Annotated in this window: 18 protein-coding genes and 1 tRNA gene; 18 read left to right on the top strand and 1 reads right to left on the bottom strand. The window is 58.5% G+C overall.

Going from position 1 to position 19,567, the window contains the following annotated elements; all coding sequences use genetic code 11:
* Positions 1-15 precede the first annotated feature (15 nt).
* From secY to GQF03_RS04780, 15 genes are all read left to right on the top strand, one after another.
* The gene (secY, locus tag GQF03_RS04850; RefSeq protein ID WP_161338031.1) at positions 16-1,362 is read left to right on the top strand and encodes a preprotein translocase subunit SecY; all 1,347 of its coding nucleotides are present in this window, start codon (positions 16-18) and stop codon (positions 1,360-1,362) included.
* Positions 1,359-2,009 carry an adenylate kinase gene (locus tag GQF03_RS04845; RefSeq protein WP_161338030.1) on the top strand — a complete coding sequence of 217 codons (651 nt, stop codon included), beginning with the start codon at positions 1,359-1,361 and terminating at the stop codon, positions 2,007-2,009. The genes secY and GQF03_RS04845 overlap by 4 nt, the downstream gene beginning before the upstream one ends.
* Before the next feature lie 103 nt (positions 2,010-2,112).
* On the top strand, positions 2,113-2,481 hold the full coding sequence (rpsM, locus tag GQF03_RS04840) for a 30S ribosomal protein S13 (protein ID WP_161338029.1): 369 nt from the start codon (positions 2,113-2,115) through the stop codon (positions 2,479-2,481).
* Position 2,482: 1 nt separating this feature from the next.
* Positions 2,483-2,872 (top strand): 30S ribosomal protein S11, encoded by a 390-nt coding sequence (rpsK, locus tag GQF03_RS04835; RefSeq protein ID WP_161338028.1) that lies wholly within the window; start codon positions 2,483-2,485, stop codon positions 2,870-2,872.
* Between the two features lie 66 nt (positions 2,873-2,938).
* Positions 2,939-3,985, top strand: coding sequence for a DNA-directed RNA polymerase subunit alpha (locus GQF03_RS04830; protein ID WP_161338027.1), 1,047 nt, complete (start codon positions 2,939-2,941; stop codon positions 3,983-3,985).
* 30 nt (positions 3,986-4,015) lie between these two features.
* The gene (gene rplQ / locus GQF03_RS04825) at positions 4,016-4,450 is read left to right on the top strand and encodes a 50S ribosomal protein L17 (protein WP_161338026.1); all 435 of its coding nucleotides are present in this window, start codon (positions 4,016-4,018) and stop codon (positions 4,448-4,450) included.
* Between the two features lie 156 nt (positions 4,451-4,606).
* The gene (locus GQF03_RS04820; RefSeq protein ID WP_161338025.1) at positions 4,607-6,022 is read left to right on the top strand and encodes a Do family serine endopeptidase; all 1,416 of its coding nucleotides are present in this window, start codon (positions 4,607-4,609) and stop codon (positions 6,020-6,022) included.
* Positions 6,019-7,335 carry a replication-associated recombination protein A gene (locus GQF03_RS04815; protein WP_161338024.1) on the top strand — a complete coding sequence of 439 codons (1,317 nt, stop codon included), beginning with the start codon at positions 6,019-6,021 and terminating at the stop codon, positions 7,333-7,335. The genes GQF03_RS04820 and GQF03_RS04815 overlap by 4 nt, the downstream gene beginning before the upstream one ends.
* Positions 7,332-7,712 (top strand): fluoride efflux transporter CrcB, encoded by a 381-nt coding sequence (gene crcB / locus GQF03_RS04810; RefSeq protein ID WP_161338023.1) that lies wholly within the window; start codon positions 7,332-7,334, stop codon positions 7,710-7,712. Before GQF03_RS04815 ends, crcB begins: the two co-directional genes overlap by 4 nt.
* Positions 7,709-8,707: an RluA family pseudouridine synthase gene (locus tag GQF03_RS04805; protein WP_161338022.1), complete on the top strand. Its 999-nt coding sequence runs from the start codon at positions 7,709-7,711 to the stop codon at positions 8,705-8,707. The genes crcB and GQF03_RS04805 overlap by 4 nt, the downstream gene beginning before the upstream one ends.
* Positions 8,708-9,094: 387 nt before the next feature.
* The gene (leuA, locus tag GQF03_RS04800; RefSeq protein WP_161338021.1) at positions 9,095-10,768 is read left to right on the top strand and encodes a 2-isopropylmalate synthase; all 1,674 of its coding nucleotides are present in this window, start codon (positions 9,095-9,097) and stop codon (positions 10,766-10,768) included.
* A gap of 73 nt (positions 10,769-10,841) precedes the next feature.
* Positions 10,842-11,513, top strand: a complete 672-nt coding sequence (locus GQF03_RS04795) for an HAD-IA family hydrolase (RefSeq protein WP_161338020.1) — start codon at positions 10,842-10,844, stop codon at positions 11,511-11,513.
* A 94-nt stretch (positions 11,514-11,607) separates the two neighbouring features.
* Complete coding sequence (locus GQF03_RS04790) at positions 11,608-12,309, top strand: ATP12 family chaperone protein (RefSeq protein WP_161338019.1); 702 nt, start codon at positions 11,608-11,610, stop codon at positions 12,307-12,309.
* Between the two features lie 9 nt (positions 12,310-12,318).
* Positions 12,319-13,851, top strand: coding sequence for an acyl-CoA carboxylase subunit beta (locus GQF03_RS04785; protein ID WP_161338018.1), 1,533 nt, complete (start codon positions 12,319-12,321; stop codon positions 13,849-13,851).
* 23 nt (positions 13,852-13,874) lie between these two features.
* Positions 13,875-15,842, top strand: coding sequence for an acetyl-CoA carboxylase biotin carboxylase subunit (locus GQF03_RS04780; protein ID WP_161338017.1), 1,968 nt, complete (start codon positions 13,875-13,877; stop codon positions 15,840-15,842).
* A 3-nt stretch (positions 15,843-15,845) separates the two neighbouring features.
* Here the strand turns inward: GQF03_RS04780 and lipB are convergent, their stop codons facing one another.
* Positions 15,846-16,511, bottom strand: coding sequence for a lipoyl(octanoyl) transferase LipB (gene lipB / locus GQF03_RS04775; RefSeq protein ID WP_380742597.1), 666 nt, complete (start codon positions 16,509-16,511; stop codon positions 15,846-15,848).
* A gap of 119 nt (positions 16,512-16,630) precedes the next feature.
* Here lipB and GQF03_RS04770 point away from each other — a divergent pair, with 119 nt between their 5' ends.
* The 3 genes from GQF03_RS04770 to GQF03_RS04760 all read left to right on the top strand — a co-directional run bounded on the left by GQF03_RS04770 (position 16,631) and on the right by GQF03_RS04760 (position 19,567).
* On the top strand, positions 16,631-16,885 hold the full coding sequence (locus GQF03_RS04770) for a FliM/FliN family flagellar motor switch protein (RefSeq protein WP_161338015.1): 255 nt from the start codon (positions 16,631-16,633) through the stop codon (positions 16,883-16,885).
* A gap of 66 nt (positions 16,886-16,951) precedes the next feature.
* Positions 16,952-17,037: transfer RNA gene (locus GQF03_RS04765), tRNA-Leu, on the top strand.
* A gap of 202 nt (positions 17,038-17,239) precedes the next feature.
* Positions 17,240-19,567, top strand: coding sequence for an NADP-dependent malic enzyme (locus tag GQF03_RS04760; protein WP_161338014.1), 2,328 nt, complete (start codon positions 17,240-17,242; stop codon positions 19,565-19,567).

Here is a 19,567-nt window from a genome sequence, read left to right as displayed (position 1 = left end):
CGGGAGAAGTTTTAAATGGCGTCAGCAGCAGAGCAAATGGCTTCTACCATGAGTTTCGGTGCCTTTTCGAAGGCGACTGAACTCAAGAAGCGCTTGTGGTTTACGCTCTTTGCCCTGATCGTTTACCGGATCGGTACCTATATCCCGATCCCGGGCGTCGATCCGACCATTCTCGCGGATGTGTTCAAACAGAATGCCGGGGGTATCCTCGGCATGTTTGACGTTTTTGCGGGCGGCGCGCTTGGCCGCATGACGATTTTCGCGCTTAACATCATGCCCTATATCTCGGCGTCGATCATCATGCAGTTGATGACCTCGATCTCGCCGCAGATGGCGCAGCTCAAGAAAGAGGGCGAGGCCGGGCGCAAGAAGATCAACCAGTATACCCGGTACGGCACCGTGCTGCTCGCGGCGCTGCAGGGGTACGGCATTGCCGCCGGTATCGAGGGACTGACGCTGTCCAATGGTCAGTCGGCGGTCATCGATCCGGGCCTCCAGTTCCGGATCATCACGGTGATCACCCTGGTCGCGGGTACGGTCTTCCTGATGTGGCTGGGCGAACAGATTACCGCGCGCGGCGTGGGTAACGGTATTTCGCTGATTATTTTCGCCGGCATTGTCGCGGCATTGCCGAGCGCATTGGTCGGTACGCTCGAACTCGGACGGACGGGCGCGCTGTCGACCTTTGTCATTCTGTTGCTGCTGGTCATGGCCGTTGCCGTGATCGCGTTCATCGTCTTTATGGAACGGGCGCAGCGGCGCATATTGATACAATATCCGAAGCGCCAGCGGGGCAACAAGACCTATGGCGGGCAGAACTCGCATCTGCCGCTGAAGCTGAATACGTCGGGCGTTATTCCGCCGATCTTTGCCTCTTCACTGCTGCTGATGCCGACGACGGTCGCAAGCTTCAGCGCGGGCAGGGGACCGGACTGGCTGAACAGCCTCACGGCGATGCTCGGCCATGGCCAGCCGATTTACCTGATGCTTTATATCGCCGGTATCGTCTTTTTCTGTTTCTTCTATACGGCTGTCGTGTTCAATCCGGACGACACGGCGGATAATCTCAAGAAGCATGGGGGATTTGTTCCGGGCATACGTCCTGGCAAGCGGACATCGGAATATCTCGATTATGTCCTCACACGACTGACGGTAATTGGCGCGGCGTATCTGTCACTGGTTTGTATTCTGCCGGAAATCCTGATCTCCCAGTGGGCCGTTCCTTTCTACTTCGGCGGAACCTCGCTGCTGATCGTGGTCTCGGTCACCATGGATACGGTCGCGCAGATTCAAAGCCATCTGGTGGCCCATCAGTATGAAGGGCTGATCAAGAAATCGAAACTTGGGGGACGGCGTAAATGATTCTGATCCTACTTGGGCCGCCGGGTGCCGGAAAGGGCACGCAGGCGCAGCGGCTTCAGGACAAACATGGCTTGATTCAGCTTTCCACGGGGGACATGCTGCGCGCCGCAGTTGCCGCGGGAACGGACATCGGCAAGAAGGCCAAGGCGGTGATGGAACGGGGAGAACTGGTCTCCGATGATATCATGACCGGGATTATTTCCGACCGCCTCGATCAGCCGGACTGCAAGAACGGAGTGATCCTCGACGGGTTCCCTCGGACCGAAGCGCAGGCAGAGGCGCTTGACGAGATGCTGGCGGCGAAGGGGCTGAAGCTTGACGCCGTCATCGAGATGAAGACCGACGACGACATTCTGGTGGAACGCATTACGGGTCGTTTCACATGTGCGAAATGTGGCGCCGGCTATCATGACAAATTCCTGAAGCCGAAGGTGGACGGCGTTTGCGACAAATGCGGTGGAACCGAGTTTACCCGCCGCGCCGACGACAATGCCGAGACGGTCAAGTCGCGGCTCAAGGCCTATCACGACCAGACGGCGCCTTTGCTGCCTTACTACAGCGGCAAGGGGATTTTGAAGCAGGTCGACGGGATGGCCGGAATTGATGAAGTGACAGCAGCGATGGAAGCCGCGTTACCGGCAATCTAAACTGTTGACTAGGTAAAACAAAATTATATAATCGCGCGCTTCTCGAAGGCGCTCGAGATAAACGGGTCAGGACGACCCGATTTGGTGATGAGGAGAGACTAGCGTGGCTCGTATTGCTGGTGTAAATATCCCGACGAACAAGCGGGTATTGATTGCACTAACCTACATTCATGGAATTGGCCCGGCAAAGGCCAAAGAAATCTGCGAGGCCGTTGGCCTGGCGCCGGAAGTGCGCGTGAACGCGCTCAGCGACGCGGAGGTCGTGAAGATCCGCGAAACGATCGACGCCGACCATCTTGTCGAAGGCGATTTGCGCCGTCAGACCTCAATGAACATCAAGCGTCTGATGGACCTTGGCTGTTACCGTGGCCTGCGCCATCGTCGCGGCCTGCCGGTCCGCGGTCAGCGTACCCATACCAACGCCCGCACCCGTAAAGGTCCGGCCAAAGCTATCGCTGGGAAGAAGAAGTAACATGGCACGTGAAAAGGCACGCGTTCGCCGCCGCGAACGTAAAAACATTATTTCAGGCGTCGCGCATGTCAGCGCATCCTTTAATAATACGAAGATCATGATCACCGATGCCCAAGGCAACGCGATTGCCTGGTCATCTGCGGGGTCCCAGGGCTTCAAAGGCTCCCGTAAATCGACGCCGTTTGCGGCGCAGATTGCGGCAGAGGATGCCGGGCGCAAGGCGATGGACCATGGCATGAAAACCCTTGAAGTCGAAGTCAAGGGACCTGGTTCCGGGCGCGAATCGGCGCTGCGGGCATTGCAGTCCGTGGGCTTTAATATTACGTCAATCCGCGACGTATCGCCCATTCCGCACAATGGATGCCGTCCGCCGAAACGCCGCCGCGTTTAACGGATCAGTCCAAATAGATGCGGGCTTTCGGGCCTGTATTGTAAATTATCAAGATGTCGCAGGTCCATGGTGGGCCTGCTAAGCTATGAGGTCAATACCGTGATTCAGCAAAACTGGAAAGATCTGATCCAGGCGAACCTCTCAGTAGAGCCGGGTGAGCAGAGCGATCGGGAAGCCACGATTATTGCAGAGCCTTTGGAAAGAGGGTTCGGTTTGACGCTGGGCAACGCGCTGCGCCGCGTGCTGTTGTCGAGCCTGCAAGGCGCCGCGATCACGTCCATTCAAATCGACAATGTTTTGCACGAATTCTCCTCGATCGCCGGTGTGCGCGAGGATGTGACCGACATCGTCCTGAACCTGAAGACGCTGGCGATCCGGGCCCATTCGGATGGCCCGAAGCGTATGGTTCTGAAGGCCTCCGGTCCCTGCGAAGTAACAGCAAGCATGATCGAAACCGGCCCGGATATTGAAATCATGGATCCCGATCAGGTTCTGATGACCCTCGATGACGGCGCTTCGATCTCCATGGAAATGAACGTTGATACCGGTAAGGGCTATGTGCCCGGCGTCAACAATCATCCGGAAGACGCGCCGATTGGCCTGATCCCGATGGACAGCCTCTACAGCCCGGTCCGCAAAGTCACTTATAAAGTGGAAGCCGCCCGTGAAGGCCAGGTTCTCGATTATGACAAGCTGACGCTGAAGGTGGAAACCAACGGAACCGTGACCCCGGAAGATGCGGTCGCCTTTGCGGCCCGTATCCTTCAGGAACAGTTCCAGCTCTTCGTCAATTTCGACGAACCCGAAGAAGTCGTCGTCAAGGAAGAAAGCGAAGAGCCGGAGTTCAACAGAAACCTGCTGCGCAAGGTGGATGAGCTTGAGCTTTCCGTGCGGTCGGCAAACTGCCTGAAGAACGACAATATCGTTTATATCGGTGACCTGATCCAGAAGACCGAGGCGGAAATGCTGCGGACCCCGAATTTCGGCCGCAAGAGCCTGAACGAGATCAAGGAAGTCCTGGCGCAGATGGGCCTGCATCTTGGCATGGAAGTGCCGAATTGGCCGCCGGAAAATATTGAAGACATGGCCAAACGGCTGGAAGAACCCTTTTAGGACAGCACCAATCGCTGTGGAGTAAGAAAAATGCGGCATCGTAAATCCGGGCGTAAGCTCAACAGATCCTCTGCTCATCGCAAGGCAATGTTCGCCAATATGGCGGCATCCCTGATCAAGCACGAGCAAATCCAGACCACCTTGCCCAAGGCCAAGGAATTGCGGCCTATCGTTGAAAAGCTGATTACCCTTGGGAAGCGCGGCGATCTGCATGCCCGCCGTCAGGCGTTTGCGCAGCTCAATGAGAAATCGGCCGTGGACAAGGTTTTCTCGACCTTGAGCGAACGCTATGCGGAGCGGAACGGCGGCTATACCCGCGTTCTGAAGGCAGGCTTCCGGGCCGGCGACGCCGCGCCCATGGGCGTGATCGAGCTGGTTGACCGGGACGTCGACGCGAAGGGACAGGACTCCGGCCCGACCCAGAATGCGGACGAGGACGAACTGGAAGCGGAAGCCGTCGCGTAAACCGGCTTTCTCGAGACGAAAAACCGAAAGGCAGTCCAATGGGGCTGCCTTTTTTTTCGCATAAGCCGCGATAACCTGACAGCGGCTTGAAAAACGGGCTAATATGGTCATCTTATAAAAGGTGAAGCAACGGCTTCCGAATACCGGTTTTAAAGAATGAACAGAATTTTCCGTACAGTAACTTCCGCCCTTGCGCTCGGGTTTCTCTTTATCGCCGCGGCCCCCGCGATTGCCGAGGATGTGGTCCCGCAAAGCCAGCAGCAGATCATGCTCTCCTTCGCGCCGCTGGTGAAGAAGGCGGTGCCGGCGGTCGTCAATATTTTTACCAAAACCCGCGTCACCCAGACCCGCCCCAGTCTGTTTGACGACCCGTTCTTCAAGCGGTTCTTTGGCGGCAACTTCGGCCCGCCGCGCCAGCGCCAGAAGATCCAGAATTCACTCGGCTCCGGCGTGCTCGTCGATGGGGACGGGATAATCGTGACCAATTATCATGTCGTTGGCGGCGCTGACGAGATCACGGTGGCGCTGTCCGACCGGCGCGAATTCGACGCGCATGTGATTGTTTCCGATGAACGCACGGATCTTGCGATCCTCAAGATCGAGGTGGAGGGGGAGAGCCTGCCTTATCTGGAATTCGCCGATTCGGACAAGCTGGAAATTGGCGATCTGGTGATCGCCATCGGCAACCCTTTCGGTGTCGGCCAGACGGTAACGAGCGGTATTATCTCGGCACTCGACCGGAGCGCCGGTCTCGACAATGAAATCCAGTCCTTCATCCAGACCGATGCGGCGATCAATCCCGGCAATTCCGGCGGCGCGCTGCTCACCATGGATGGCCGGCTCGCCGGGATCAATTCCGCGATTTTCAGCAAGAGCGGCGGGTCGCTCGGCATCGGTTTCGCGATCCCGGCCAATCTGGTCAAGGCGGTTCTGACCAATGGCCTTGCGACGGGGAGAGTGGTGCGTCCCTGGCTTGGCGCCGTCGGGCAGGAAATCACCGGCGATGTCGCCGACGGCCTCGGCCTTGAAAAGCCGGGCGGCGTGCTCGTCAATCGCGTCCATCCCTACAGTGCCGCCTATCAGGCGGGGCTCCGGGTCGGGGATGTGATTGTCTCGATAGATGACAAGGAAATACTTGGCCCCGAAACCCTGACCTTCCGGGTCGCCTCGGGCGTGATCGGCAAGACGGCGCGTCTTGGCGTTTATCGCGAGGGCCGTTTGATGGACCTTGAATTGAACCTGCAACCGGCGCCGGAACTGCCGCCGCGCGATCTGGAGACCCTGACCGGACGTCACCCGCTTTCGGGTGCCGTGCTCGGGAATCTGTCGCCGGCGTATGCGTTGGAGCTCGGGATTTCGGCTTTTGCCGAAGGGGTCGTCGTTGCCGGGACGCTGAAGGGAAGTGTCGCGGAACGTTATGGCCTGCGCCCGCGCGACATCCTGCTCGTGGTCAACGGCGAGAAGATCGTCGCTGTCGAACAGGCGAAGTCCGTTCTGGAAAAAGCGGGCGGCAGCTGGCAGATCAGCATTCGCCGGAACGGGCGCACCCTTTCCTTCAAGGTCAGTTCATGAGCAATCTGTTCGAAGCGGCGGGCGATCCGCTGGAGTCCGACCGACCGCTTGCCGACCGCTTGCGCCCGTCACGCCTTGACGAGGTTGTGGGGCAGGACCATCTCCTGAAAAAGGACGCCCCGCTCAAGCGCATGCTGGATGCCGGCTGGCTCGCCTCGATCATTTTCTGGGGACCGCCGGGATCAGGCAAGACGACGATTGCGCGGCTGCTCGCCAAGGAAGTCGGCATGCATTTCGAGCAGATCTCTGCCGTCTTCTCCGGCGTCGCGGACCTTCGCAAGGCGTTCGAGGCGGCGAAGCTCCGGCGTCAGGATGGCCGGAAGACGCTGCTCTTTGTCGACGAAATTCACCGCTTCAACCGCTCGCAGCAGGACGGGTTTCTTCCCTTTGTCGAGGACGGCACCATCACGCTTGTCGGCGCGACGACGGAGAACCCGTCTTTCGAACTCAATGGCGCGCTTTTATCCCGCTGCCAGGTACTGGTCCTGAACCGGCATGACGAGGCGTCGCTTCGTACCCTGATGGCGCGGGCGACGGAACTTGAAGGGCGGCCCGCTCCGCTTGATGAAGAGGCAAAAACGGCTCTGGTCCAGCTGGCCGATGGCGACGGCCGGTTTTTCCTCAATATGCTGGAGGCTGTTTATCATTCCGGCGAGGATATGCTGGATGCCGGACGGCTCACCGAGGTCATTACCAAGCGCGCACCGGCCTATGACAAGGATCGGGAAGGCCATTACAATCTGATCAGCGCGCTGCACAAGTCGCTCCGCGGCTCGGATGTCGACGCGGCGCTTTACTGGTTTTCGCGCATGATTGACGGCGGCGAGAATCCGCTCTACATCGCCCGCCGCCTCGTGCGCTTCGCGGTGGAGGATATCGGCCTGGCCGACCCGAACGCTCTCGTTCAAGCCAATGCCGCGAAGGACGCCTACGAATTTCTCGGCTCTCCCGAGGGGGATCTGGCCGTCGCGCAGTCGGTCATCTATCTCGCCACCGCGCCGAAATCGAATGCGGCCTACCGCGCCTTCGGGCAGGCGAAGACGGCGGCGAAAAAGCACGGCTCGCACATGCCGCCCAAGCATATCCTGAATGCGCCGACAAAGATGATGAAAGACATGGGATACGGCGCCGGTTATGATTATGACCATAATGCAGAGGACGGTTTTTCCGGCCAGAGCTATTTTCCCGATGAAATGAAGCGAGAGCAGTATTATTCTCCGGTAGAACGCGGGTTTGAACGCGACATCAAGAAGCGTCTTGAATACTGGGCGCGGTTGCGGGCGGAGAAACAGGCCGGGAAGACAGATAAATGAATATGTTTCTATCAGTGGCGATCGGCGGGGCGCTTGGCGCCTGTGCGCGATATGGCGTGGCGCAGGCGATGTTGCGCACCTTCGGGCCCGGATATCCCTACGGCACCCTGTTCGTCAATATCGTTGGCTCCTTCCTGATGGGGGTGCTGATCGAGACCATCGCCCTTCGCTGGTCGCCGTCGCCGGAGCTTCGCGTGCTTCTGGTGACCGGATTCCTCGGCGGGTTTACAACCTTTTCCGCCTTTTCGCTGGACGTTGCGCTGCTTGTCGAAAAAGGGGAAACCCTGTCGGCCGCAGCGTATGTGCTGATGTCGGTCGTTCTATCGATCGGCGGATTGTTCGCCGGCCTCCATATCATGCGCGCGGTGCTGGGATGAGCCGGGTACAGCATCTGATCGTCAGCGACGACGAGGCCGATTTGCGGCTCGACCGCTGGTTCAAGGCGCATTTTCCCGGCCTCAGCCATGGCCAGCTCGAAAAACATCTGCGTAAGGGTGACATCCGCGTCGACAAGAAACGCTCCAAGGCGAGCGATCGGCTCGCGGCCGGGCAGACGGTCCGTGTGCCGCCCCTGCCGGACACAATCTACAAGCCTGTGAAAGCGGAGCGGGGAGAGGCCGCCGCCGCGCCGAAACTCGCCGATCAGGATATCGCGGAGATCCGCAAAATGATCCTGCATATGGATGAGGCGGTGATCGTGCTCAACAAACCGGCCGGCCTGCCGACCCAGGGCGGCAGCGGGCAGAAACGGCATGTTGACGGGCTGCTGGAGGGGTTGCGCTTCGATTATCCGGAAAAGCCGCGTCTTGTGCATCGCCTCGATAAGGATACCTCGGGTGTTCTCGTGCTTGGCCGGACGCGGCAGGCGGCGAAGTATCTGGCGGAGGCCTTCAAACGGCGGACGACGCGAAAGATTTACTGGGCGCTGCTGGCCGGTGTGCCGAAGCCGCGCGAAGGGACGATCAGTTATAATCTCAACAAGATCGTCACGGCCAACGGCGAAAAGGTGGTAGTGGATCGCGATGGGCAAAAGGCGATTACGGATTATGCCGTCATTGAAATGGCGGCCCAGAAAGCCGCCTGGGTGGCCTTTAAGCCCCTGACCGGGCGCACCCATCAACTGCGGGTGCATGCGGTGGCACTCGGCACCCCGATCGTCGGCGACGGAAAATATGGCGGACCGGAGGCGTTTCTTGAGGGCGTGATCAGCAAGAAAATGCATCTGCATGCGCGCGAGATCACGATCTCCCATCCCGATGGCGGAGAAATTACCGTGGCGGCGCCGCTCGATAAGCATATGGAGGAAAGCTGGAAGCTTCTCGGTTTTCACGAAAATGACTATGAGGACCCGTTCGCCGAGATGGGTCTGTGAGATGGGCGGAAAGGAATCGGGCGCTTTTGGCTTGACTAATGCCATCGAATAGCTAGATTTTCACCCATGACACATTCGAACCGACTATTGAGCCTACGACTTATTGGCCCGGCACTTTGAAATCAGTGCCGGGGCGGATACTGTCCTATTCTCAAAATCGTCGGGTAAGCGAATGTTTTTAACGAAGACCTCCGGGTCGTCCATCTCAAGAAATTTTAACGGCTTGCGGCAGGAAGAGTTGATCGGCTCCTCCGGGGGGCTCTCTCGACTTCCTGGCGGTCGCCCGGGTATCTGTGGCGCCCGGCGACCGTACTAAGGCTGCATCTAACAGAAAGCGAAATAAATTAAGGACGCAAGGCGTCCGGCAAGAGACAAGAGGAAAAGAAAATGGACTTCAAACCCGGAGAAAAATACAAGGCATTTGAGCCGATTAATTTACCGGACCGACAATGGCCGTCGAAAGTGATCGACAAGGCGCCCATCTGGTGCAGCGTGGATTTGCGCGACGGCAACCAGGCCTTGATCGAACCGATGGGACATGAGCGCAAGCTGCGCATGTTCCGGCATCTGGTTGAGCTCGGCTTCAAGGAAATCGAGGTCGGCTTTCCGTCCGCCTCGCAGACGGATTTCGATTTCGTCCGCTTCCTGATCGAGGAGGGCGAGATTCCCGACGATGTCAAAATCCAGGTGCTGACCCAGTCGCGCGAGGAACTCATCCGCAGGACATTCGAAAGTATCAAGGGCGCGAAACAGGCCATCGTGCATCTGTATAATTCCACCTCCACCCTGCAGCGACGGGTCGTCTTCGATCTCGACAGGGCCGGCATCAAGCAGATTGCGATTGAAGGCGCGAAACTGGTGCGTCAACTCGCCGACGAAATGCCGGAAACTCTTGTGCAGATGGAATATTCGCCGGAAAGCTTTACCCAGACCGAGCTTGATTACGCTTGCGAGGTCTGCGCGGAGGTGATGAAAATCTGGAAGCCCACTGTCGACAACAAGATCATTATCAATCTTCCGGCCACCGTGGAGGTCGCGAGCGCAAATATATATGCCGATCAGATCGAATGGATGCATCGCAACCTGCCCGATCGCGACAAGGTGATCCTGAGCCTGCATCCCCATAACGACCGGGGCACCGGCGTTGCCGCGGCCGAATTCGGCATTATGGCGGGTGCCGATCGCGTGGAAGGCACCTTGTTTGGGAATGGTGAGCGCACGGGTAATGTCGACGTCGTAAATATTGCCATGAATATGTATACCCAGGGTGTCAATCCGGAACTCGATTTCAGCGACATCAACGAAGTCGTCCGGACGGTGGAATATTGCAACCAGTTGCCGGTCCATCCGCGGCATCCTTACGGTGGCGACCTCGTGTTCACGGCTTTTTCCGGCTCGCACCAGGACGCGATCAAGAAGGGCTTCGCGGCGATGAAGAAGTCGAACGATCCGCTGTGGGCCATTCCCTACCTGCCGATCGATCCGGCTGATCTCGGCCGCAACTATGATGCTGTGATCCGGGTCAATAGCCAGTCCGGCAAGGGTGGTGTCGCCTATCTGCTGGAGGAAGATTACGGGATCGAGCTGCCCCGGTTGCTTCAGGTTGAATTCAGCAAGGTGGTTCAGGGCGTGACGGACCAGACGGGCAAGGAACTTTCCTCCGCCTCGATCTACGAGATTTTTGAGAATGAATATCTCAATGCCAAGGGGGATATCGAGTTCGTCAATCATCAGACAACGGTTGATCCCCACGCCTCCGAGCGGCGCAAGCTGATCGCGACGATCCGCGAAAAGGGGCAGGAGCGGAAACTGGAAGGCGTCGGCACCGGGCCGATTGACGCCTATATGTCGGCTCTCAAGCAGGCCTATAACCTCGATTTGAAGGTCAATGATTATCGCGAACATACCACCGGTTTCGGCTCCGATGCCGTGGCGGTCGCCTATGTGGAGATGCGCGACGACAAGGGGGAGCCGGTCTTCGGCGTCGGGCGGCATGCGAATATCGTGACGGCCTCGCTCAAGGCGATTACAAGTGCGGTCAATCGCTCAAAGGGTCATTAGAAACTGAGGGGTCGGCGGGCATTTCGCCGGCCTCTTTTTACAGACAGGGCGGGCGTTCCCGGAACAAGAACAAATGGCAGAAAAAGCCGACATCCTTGTTGTTTTCGATTGCGACGGTACGCTAGTCGACAGCGCGCATAACGTCATTGCCTGCATGCGCGCCGCGTTCGAAGGGGCCGGGCTTCCCGCACCGCAGGATACGGAAATCCGCCGCTCCATTGGGCTCAATCCGGACGTCGCCGTCCGCATGCTTGCCGGGCGGCCACTTGGCGACGGTCTTCTCGAACAGATTGTCGCCGGGTACAAAAGCGCGTTTTTTCAGCGCCGGTTGCAGGCGGATCATCACGAGCCTCTGTTCCCGGGCGCGCGCGAAACGCTGGCGGCCCTCGCGGCGGACAAGGTCCCGATGGCGATTGCGACCGGAAAATCACTTCGCGGCGTGAATGCGGTGATCACCCAGCATAGCCTTCAGGATTACTTTATCTCGCTGCAAACCCCCGATCATAACCCGGGCAAACCGCATCCGCAGATGCTGGAAAAAGCGATGGCGGCGGCGGGAACGACGTCGGCGCGGACGTTCATGGTGGGCGATACGAGTTTCGATATGATGCTTGCGAAAAATGCCGGCTGCCGCGGAATTGGTGTAAACTGGGGCTATCATGACGAGGCGGAACTTTTGGAAAGTGGCGCCGAACGGCTCATCGGCCGGTTTGAAGAATTGCTGGAAATCGTGAGATCGGCCTGAAGTTTAGCAAAAATTGAAGTCCGACCTTGCTTTTTTCAAGTCATTCGCTATAAACCAAACGACTGTTAGGTTAAGGGTGTGAAAACGGGCAGGGATGAAACGCTTTTACAAGAAAGTGACGGCGGAGGATGAGGGCGGACTCTATTCTGTTCTGCTCGACGGGCGTCCGATAAAGACACCTGCGAAATCGCCTCTGCACCTGCCTACCCGCGCGCTTGCGGAAGCCATCGCCGAAGAATGGGATGCGCAGGAAAAGGAAATAATTCCGGCGAAGATGCCGCTCATGCAGGCGGCCGCGACGGCCATTGACCGGGTGACGACGCAGCGGGAAAAAGTGATTGAGGAGATTGCGGCCTACGGCGGTAGCGACCTCGTCTGTTACCGGGCGGCGCATCCGGAAAGTCTCGTGCAGCGGCAGGCGGCCGCGTGGGATCCGATGCTCCAATGGGTCGAGGCCCGCCACGGCGCCCGGCTGAATGTCTGCCAGGGCATCATGCATATCGCGCAGCCACCGGAAGCGCTGGCGGCCATGCGGTCGGTGGTCGCCGCACAAAAAGATATGACGCTCGCGCCACTTTATAATATTACATCATTATGCGGCTCTCTGGTGATTTCTCTCGCTGTGCTGGACGGGCATGTCACGGCGGATGAGGCGTTCGAGATCAGCGAACTTGACGAGACCCATGTAATGGAATTCTGGGGCGCCGATGCGGAAGCGGTGAAGCGGCGGAAGAACAACAAGGAAAGCCTGGCGGCAAGCGCGCGCTTTCTGCAATTAAGCGGCATTATTACCTGAGGAGGGGACATGCAGGACATCATTCAGCAGCTGGAAGAAAAGCGGGCGAAGGCGCGGCTCGGCGGGGGTCAGAAACGGATCGACTCGCAGCATGGCAAGGGGAAACTCACAGCGCGCGAGCGGATCAGCCTGCTTCTCGACGAAGGCTCCTTCGAGGAATGGGATATGTTCGTCGAGCATCGCTGCGTTGATTTCGGCATGCAGGAAGAAACAGTCACCGGCGATGGCGTGATTACCGGCCATGGCACGATCAACGGCAAGCTGGTCTTTGTCTTCAGCCAGGACTTCACCGTCTTCGGCGGCTCCCTCTCCGAATATCACGCCAAGAAAATCTGCAAGATCATGGACAAGGCCGTTCAGGTCGGAGCGCCGGTTATCGGGCTCAATGATTCCGGTGGCGCGCGTATCCAGGAAGGCATCGACAGCCTCGCAGGCTATGCCGAGGTGTTCCAAAGGAATGTGATGGCCTCCGGCGTCGTGCCGCAGATCTCTGTTATCATGGGGCCTTGCGCGGGCGGTGCGGTCTACTCCCCGGCGATGACCGACTTTATCTTCATGGTCCGCGACAGCTCCTACATGTTCGTGACGGGCCCGGATGTGGTGAAAACGGTCACCAACGAGACTGTGACGGCGGAGGAACTCGGCGGCGCCGGCACCCATACCAGTAAATCCTCGGTTGCCGATAACGCCTATGACAATGATGTGGAAGTCCTGACGGAAGTTCGCCGCCTTGTTGATTTCCTCCCCTCCAGCAATCTGGAATCCTCCCCAGTCCGCAAGAGCTTCGATGATCCGGACCGCAAGGAAAAAAGCCTCAACACGCTGGTCCCCGCCAATCCCAACAAGCCCTATGACATGATGGAGCTTGTCGAGAAACTGGTCGATGAGGGGGACTTCTTCGAAATCCAGCCGGCGTTTGCAAAGAATATCATTACCGGCTTTGGCCGCATGGACGGGCAGACCGTCGGCATTGTCGCCAACCAGCCGATGGTTCTCGCCGGGTGCCTTGATATCGACAGCTCCAAGAAGGCGGCGCGTTTTGTCCGCTTCTGCGACTGCTTCAATATTCCCATTGTCACGCTGGTCGACGTGCCCGGTTTCCTGCCCGGCACCTCGCAGGAATATGGGGGGATCATCAAGCATGGCGCGAAGCTTCTGTTTGCCTATGCGGAGGCGACAGTGCCGAAGGTCACCGTCATTACCCGCAAAGCCTATGGCGGCGCCTATGACGTGATGGCATCGAAGCATTTGCGCGGTGACGTTAATTACGCCTGGCCATCGGCGGAGATCGCGGTCATGGGCTCCAAGGGGGCGGTGGAGATTATTTTCCGTTCCGAGATCGGGGATGCGGAGAAAATCCAGAAGCGGACCGACGAATATCAATCACGCTTTGCCAATCCGTTCATCGCCGGCCATCGCGGCTTCATCGATGACGTGATCATGCCCAACAATACCCGGCACCGGGTCACCACGTCGCTGCGCATGCTGAAAAACAAACAACTGGAAAATCCGTGGAAGAAGCACGGCAATATTCCGCTATAGGGTCGAAGGTAGAGGGAAAAACAATGTTCAAAAAGATCCTGATAGCCAACCGCGGCGAAATCGCCTGCCGTGTTATCCGTACCGCCCGGGCGATGGGCATCAAGACCGTGGCGGTCTATTCCGATGCGGATGACGGCGCCGTGCATATGCAGATGGCCGATGAGGCCGTGCATATCGGTCCGGCCGCCGCCGCGGAGAGTTACCTGGTGATCGAGAAGATCATCAATGCCTGCAAGGAAACCGGCGCCGAGGCCGTGCATCCGGGCTATGGCTTCCTGTCGGAGAACCAGACCTTCGCCGACGCGCTCGATGCGGCGGGAATCGCCTTTATCGGCCCGGGCAAGAAAGCGATTGCGTCCATGGGCGACAAGATCGCGTCCAAGAAACTCGCGCATGCCGCCGGGGTGAACACGGTACCGGGACATATGGACCTGATCACCGACGCCGCGCATGCCGTCAAGATCTCCAAGGAGATTGGCTATCCGGTCATGATCAAGGCCTCCGCCGGGGGCGGGGGCAAGGGCATGCGCATTGCCCATAACGACGAGGAAGCGCGCGAGGGATTCCAGTCCGCCAAGAACGAAGCCATCAGCAGCTTCGGCGATGACCGGATCTTTATCGAGAAATTCGTCGTCGATCCGCGCCATATCGAAATTCAGGTGCTGGCCGACAAGCATGGCAATTGCCTCTATTTGGGGGAACGGGAATGTTCCGTCCAGCGGCGGCACCAGAAAGTCATTGAGGAGGCGCCGAGCCCCTTTGTCGACGAGAAGCTGCGCAAGGCCATGGGCGAGCAGGCCGTCGCGCTGGCGAAGGAAGTGGATTATCACTCCGCCGGGACGGTCGAGTTCATCGTCGGCAGCGACAAGAGCTTCTATTTCCTGGAAATGAATACCCGCCTGCAGGTGGAGCATCCGGTGACGGAGCTGATCACCGGGATTGACCTTGTCGAGCAGATGATCCGCGTTGCCTATGGCGAGAAGCTGGCGATGACGCAGGAGGATATCAAGCTCACTGGCTGGGCTCTGGAGAGCCGCCTCTATGCGGAGGACCCCTACCGGGGCTTCCTGCCCTCCATTGGGCGCCTGAGCCGCTACAAAGTGCCCAAGGGCGAGAATGTCCGGGTCGATACGGGGGTCACCGAAGGATCCGAGATCACCATGTTCTATGATCCGATGATCGCCAAGCTGGTCACCTACGGCAAGGACCGCGATGAGGCGATTGCGGAAATGGGCCGGGCGCTCGATGCCTATGAGGTGAGCGGCATCGCCCATAACATCAATTTCCTGAATGCGGTCTGCAACCATCCGCGCTTCAAGGCGGGCAAGCTGACCACTGGCTTTATCGCCGAGGAATATCCGGATGGCTTCCACGGCGCGCCGCTTGACGATGAGACTTACGAAAATCTCGTGGCGATTGCCGCGCTGGTCCATCTTCGCGCGGCGAGCAGGTCCCTCAAGAATGTGGTGGCAAAGACCGCCGATAAATGGGTTGTCTCCGAGGGCAAGGAGAAATCCGTCGAAATTTCCGTCGAGGATGCCAAGGGCGGGATCGACGTCACCATCGGGGATCGTGTCATCGCCATTCGCTCCAAATGGGCTCCGGGCAAGCGCCGCGTCAAGGCCAAGGTCAACGGCGTCAAGATGATCGCCCAGCTGGGTCTTTTCCGCGGCAGCGTCCGCCTGACCCACGGCGGGGCGGAGGTCAGCCTTGCCATTCGCACCCCGGAGGCGGCCAGGCTCGCCGAATTGATGCCGGTCAAGGTCGCGCCGGATATGTCCAAGTTCCTCCTCTGTCCGATGCCGGGCATGATCGTCGCCGTCAATGTCTCGGAGGGCGACGAAGTCAAGGCCGGACAGGCGCTCGCCGTGGTCGAGGCGATGAAGATGGAAAATATTCTTCGCGCCGAGCAGGATGGTGTGGTTTCCGCCGTGAAGGCGGGCGCCGGCGATATCCTGGCCGTGGACGACGTTATTCTGGAATTCGAATAAGCCTCAGGCGGCCTCGGGCACAAGTTTTCCGAGGTCGCCGTCTTTAAGGAATACGCGCTCGAAGGCGGCTTTCAGTTCCGTATCGACCTCGGCCATGCTGACCGGGAGTCCCAGATCGACGAGAGACGTCACCCCATGTTCGGCGATCCCGCAGGGCACGATCCCCTCATAATGGCTGAGATCCGGGTCGACGTTGATGGAGATGCCGTGAAAGCTCACCCAGCGGCGCACGCGCACGCCGATCGCGGCGATTTTATCCTCGCGAAATCCCCGGTCGACCCAGACGCCGACACGCTCACATCGCTTCTCGCCCTTGATCTGATATTGCGCCAGTACGTCAATGACCCAATCCTCCAGGTCCTGGACATAGGCGCGGATATCTGCCCCCCGTTTCTTGAGGTCCAGCATTACATAGGCGATGCGCTGCCCCGGACCGTGATAGGTATATTGGCCGCCGCGTCCGGCGTTATAGACGGGGAAACGCTCCGGGTCCTTCAGATCCGCCGTATCGGCGCTGGTCCCCGCGGTGTAGAGCGGCGGATGCTCCAGCAGCCAGACAAGCTCCCGCGCGGTTCCCTCCCGGATGGCGGCGACCCGGGCCTCCATCAGCGCGAGAGCCTCCTCATAGGGCACCAGATCGTCGGAGATTTTCCATTCAATTTCCTGCATGAAGGCTATATAGCAGTTTCGGGCAAAACAGCAATATTTCCCGGAGCCCTGGTCCATTAATACCCTGTTAACCCTGATCCGTCATACTGGCAGTGTCAGAGGCCACAGGATTGAAGGCGATGAGCGACGAAGACAAGGCAATTGAAGGCGTTGATGTTGAAATCTCGGTAGTTCTGGGAAAAGCCATCATGCCTATTCATCAGCTTCTGAAAATGGGGCGCGGCGCGGTGATCGAACTGGACGCCGGCGCCGAGGATGACGCGATCGTGCTCGCCAACAACAAGCCGATTGCCTATGGCGGCATCATTATTGTCGACGATAACATCGGTATTTCCATTACCGATAACGTGAAAAGAAACCTCCCGGAATTTTAATTCGCGGAAATAGCGATTCAGTTGTTGCGCAGGGTGTAAACATTTGTTATTCCCCTGATCCATTGTGCGGTCGTGGCGGAATGGTAGACGCGCAGCGTTGAGGTCGCTGTCCGGTAACACGGGTGGAAGTTCGAGTCTTCTCGACCGCACCATTTTTTCCTCCCCCTCAGGGGCAGCCTGGAAATATTCCATAACAATTTCATGAAACTTTCCCCAACTGCGCTATGATAGGGTGGTATAGGGGCGTTCTCGTATTCCCTTAAAATATTGATGCCGCTACTGTATTTATGGTGGTGCCGGGTATTGTCATCGTGTACATGCAGGCACTGGTTTTATTCAGGAGAGCAGGGAAGCATGACAAAGGACATTTCTGAAAAAGCGATGGATTATCATCGGTTTCCGAAACCCGGAAAGCTGACGATAATGCCGACCAAGCCGATGGATACGCAAACCGACCTGGCGCTTGCCTATTCACCGGGCGTGGCGCATCCCTGCCTTGCCATCGCCGATGATCCTGTGCAGGCGGCCGAGCTGACGGCGCGGGGCAATCTGGTTGGCGTCGTCACCAACGGGACGGCGGTTCTTGGTCTCGGCGCGATCGGGCCGCTGGCCTCCAAGCCGGTGATGGAGGGAAAGGCGGTCCTGTTCAAGAAATTCGCTGGAATTGACGTCTTCGATATTGAGCTCGACGAAAGGGACCCGGAAAAACTCGTCGATATCATTGCCGCGATGGAGCCGACCTTTGGCGGCATCAACCTTGAGGATATCAAGGCGCCGGAATGCTTCGTCGTCGAGAAGCTCTGCCGCGAGCGGATGAATATCCCGGTTTTTCATGACGATCAGCATGGCACGGCCATCTGTGTTGCGGCCGCCGTCTATAACGCGCTTCGGGTTGTCGAGAAGGATATCAAGGAAGTACGGCTGACGACCTGCGGTGCTGGTGCGGCGGCGCTCGCCTGCCTCAATCTCCTGGTGAGCCTCGGCCTTCCGAAAGAGAATATCATCGTCTGCGATATTCACGGCGTGGTCTATGAGGGGCGAAAGGTGGAAATGGATCCCTACAAGTCCGTCTTCGCCGTCGATACCAACAAACGCACGCTGGCCGACGCCATGCATGGCGCGGACATCTTCCTCGGCTGTTCCGGACCCGGCGCGCTCAAGCCCGAGATGGTGGCGACGATGGCGGACAAGCCGATCATCCTGGCGCTCGCCAATCCGACGCCGGAAATCTTGCCCGAAGAAGCAAAGGCCGTGCGGCCGGATGCGATAATCGCGACGGGCCGGTCGGACTATCCGAACCAGGTGAATAACGTCCTCTGCTTTCCCTATCTGTTTCGGGGTGCTCTCGATGTCGGGGCGACGGAAATCAATGAGGAGATGAAAATCGCCGCGGTGAAGGCCATCGCCGATCTTGCCATGGCGGAGCAGTCGGATATCGTTTCCAAAGCCTATGGCGGTACGCAGGCGAGCTTCGGGCCCGATTATCTGATCCCGACACCCTTCGATCCGCGCCTGTATCTGCATGTCTCCTTCGCGGTTGCCAAGGCGGCGATGGACAGTGGCGTCGCGACGCGCCCGATAGACGATCTTGAGAAATATCACCAGCGCCTTTCGCATTTCGTCTACCGGACCGGCTTCGTCATGAAACCCCTCTTCGACCGGGCGCGCCAGGAACTCATGCATGTCGCCTATGCCGAAGGCGAGGAGGAGCGGGTCCTGCAGGCGGCGCAGACGGTGGTGGACGAAGGGCTGGCATCGCCCATCCTCATCGGCCGGACGAAGGTCATCGAATATCGCGTGAAAAAGCTGGGCCTCCGGATCAAGCCCGGTATTGATTTCGAGATTGTCGATCCGGAAGACGATCCGCGCTACCGGGAATATTGGCAGGCCTATCACAAGCTCCGCGAACGCTTCGGCGTCGATGTGGAGACGGCGAAGGCGCGCATCCGCACCAATACCACAATCATCGGCGCGATGATGGTGCATCTCGGACATGCGGATGCGATGATTTGCGGCACCTTCGGCAAATATGACCAGCATTACCGCCGCGTCTCCGACATTATCCCGTTCCGCGAAGGGGTCCGTGATGCCTCGGCGCTGCATCTTCTCATCATGCCTGACCGGACGCTCTTTTTCACTGATACCCAGATCAGCCACGAACATACGCCGGAGGAACTGGCCGAACTCGCGATCCTCTCCGCCGATGAAGTGCGGCGCTTCGGAATCGAACCCAAGGCGGCCTTGCTGTCCTATTCCAATTTCGGCTCGACCGACATGCCCTCGGCCCGGAACGCCCGCAAAGCGCTCGCGATTATCGAGAAGCTGGCGCCGGAACTCGAGATCGAAGGGGAGATGAAGGCGGATACGGCCCTGATCCCGGCGATCCGCGAGGCGATCTTCCCGAACTCCCGCCTGCAGGGGGCAGCCAATCTTTTAATCATGCCTAATCTTGATGCGGCGAATATCAGCTATAATATTGCTAAGAGCATCGGCAACGGAATTGCCGTCGGCCCGATATTGATCGGCATGTCAAAATCGGTGCATGTCACCGCCGCCTCAATTACGGTGCGGGGCCTCGTCAACATGACGGCAATCGCGGCGGTGGATGCGCAGGACCACAAGGCGGGCAAAATGATGCCGGGACCCGTCGCGCGGAGAGAACGTCTTATAGATGAAGGTTGA

Origin of the sequence: Sneathiella chungangensis (assembly GCF_009882935.1) — a bacterium.
GTDB lineage: Bacteria > Pseudomonadota > Alphaproteobacteria > Sneathiellales > Sneathiellaceae > Sneathiella > Sneathiella chungangensis.
The sequence above is the reverse complement of the archived record's forward strand: the minus strand, read 5'-3'. Positions and strand labels throughout refer to the sequence as shown.

Coding starts and splice junctions, on each gene's coding strand:
- secY (WP_161338031.1), top strand. CDS start 16: ATGGCGTCAGCAGCAGAGCAAATGGCTTCTACCATGAGTTTCGGTGCC.
- GQF03_RS04845 (WP_161338030.1), top strand. CDS start 1,359: ATGATTCTGATCCTACTTGGGCCGCCGGGTGCCGGAAAGGGCACGCAG.
- rpsK (WP_161338028.1), top strand. CDS start 2,483: ATGGCACGTGAAAAGGCACGCGTTCGCCGCCGCGAACGTAAAAACATT.
- GQF03_RS04830 (WP_161338027.1), top strand. CDS start 2,939: ATGGTGGGCCTGCTAAGCTATGAGGTCAATACCGTGATTCAGCAAAAC.
- rplQ (WP_161338026.1), top strand. CDS start 4,016: ATGCGGCATCGTAAATCCGGGCGTAAGCTCAACAGATCCTCTGCTCAT.
- GQF03_RS04820 (WP_161338025.1), top strand. CDS start 4,607: ATGAACAGAATTTTCCGTACAGTAACTTCCGCCCTTGCGCTCGGGTTT.
- GQF03_RS04815 (WP_161338024.1), top strand. CDS start 6,019: ATGAGCAATCTGTTCGAAGCGGCGGGCGATCCGCTGGAGTCCGACCGA.
- crcB (WP_161338023.1), top strand. CDS start 7,332: ATGAATATGTTTCTATCAGTGGCGATCGGCGGGGCGCTTGGCGCCTGT.
- GQF03_RS04805 (WP_161338022.1), top strand. CDS start 7,709: ATGAGCCGGGTACAGCATCTGATCGTCAGCGACGACGAGGCCGATTTG.
- leuA (WP_161338021.1), top strand. CDS start 9,095: ATGGACTTCAAACCCGGAGAAAAATACAAGGCATTTGAGCCGATTAAT.
- GQF03_RS04795 (WP_161338020.1), top strand. CDS start 10,842: ATGGCAGAAAAAGCCGACATCCTTGTTGTTTTCGATTGCGACGGTACG.
- GQF03_RS04790 (WP_161338019.1), top strand. CDS start 11,608: ATGAAACGCTTTTACAAGAAAGTGACGGCGGAGGATGAGGGCGGACTC.
- GQF03_RS04785 (WP_161338018.1), top strand. CDS start 12,319: ATGCAGGACATCATTCAGCAGCTGGAAGAAAAGCGGGCGAAGGCGCGG.
- GQF03_RS04780 (WP_161338017.1), top strand. CDS start 13,875: ATGTTCAAAAAGATCCTGATAGCCAACCGCGGCGAAATCGCCTGCCGT.
- lipB (WP_380742597.1), bottom strand. CDS start 16,511: ATGCAGGAAATTGAATGGAAAATCTCCGACGATCTGGTGCCCTATGAG.
- GQF03_RS04770 (WP_161338015.1), top strand. CDS start 16,631: ATGAGCGACGAAGACAAGGCAATTGAAGGCGTTGATGTTGAAATCTCG.
- GQF03_RS04760 (WP_161338014.1), top strand. CDS start 17,240: ATGACAAAGGACATTTCTGAAAAAGCGATGGATTATCATCGGTTTCCG.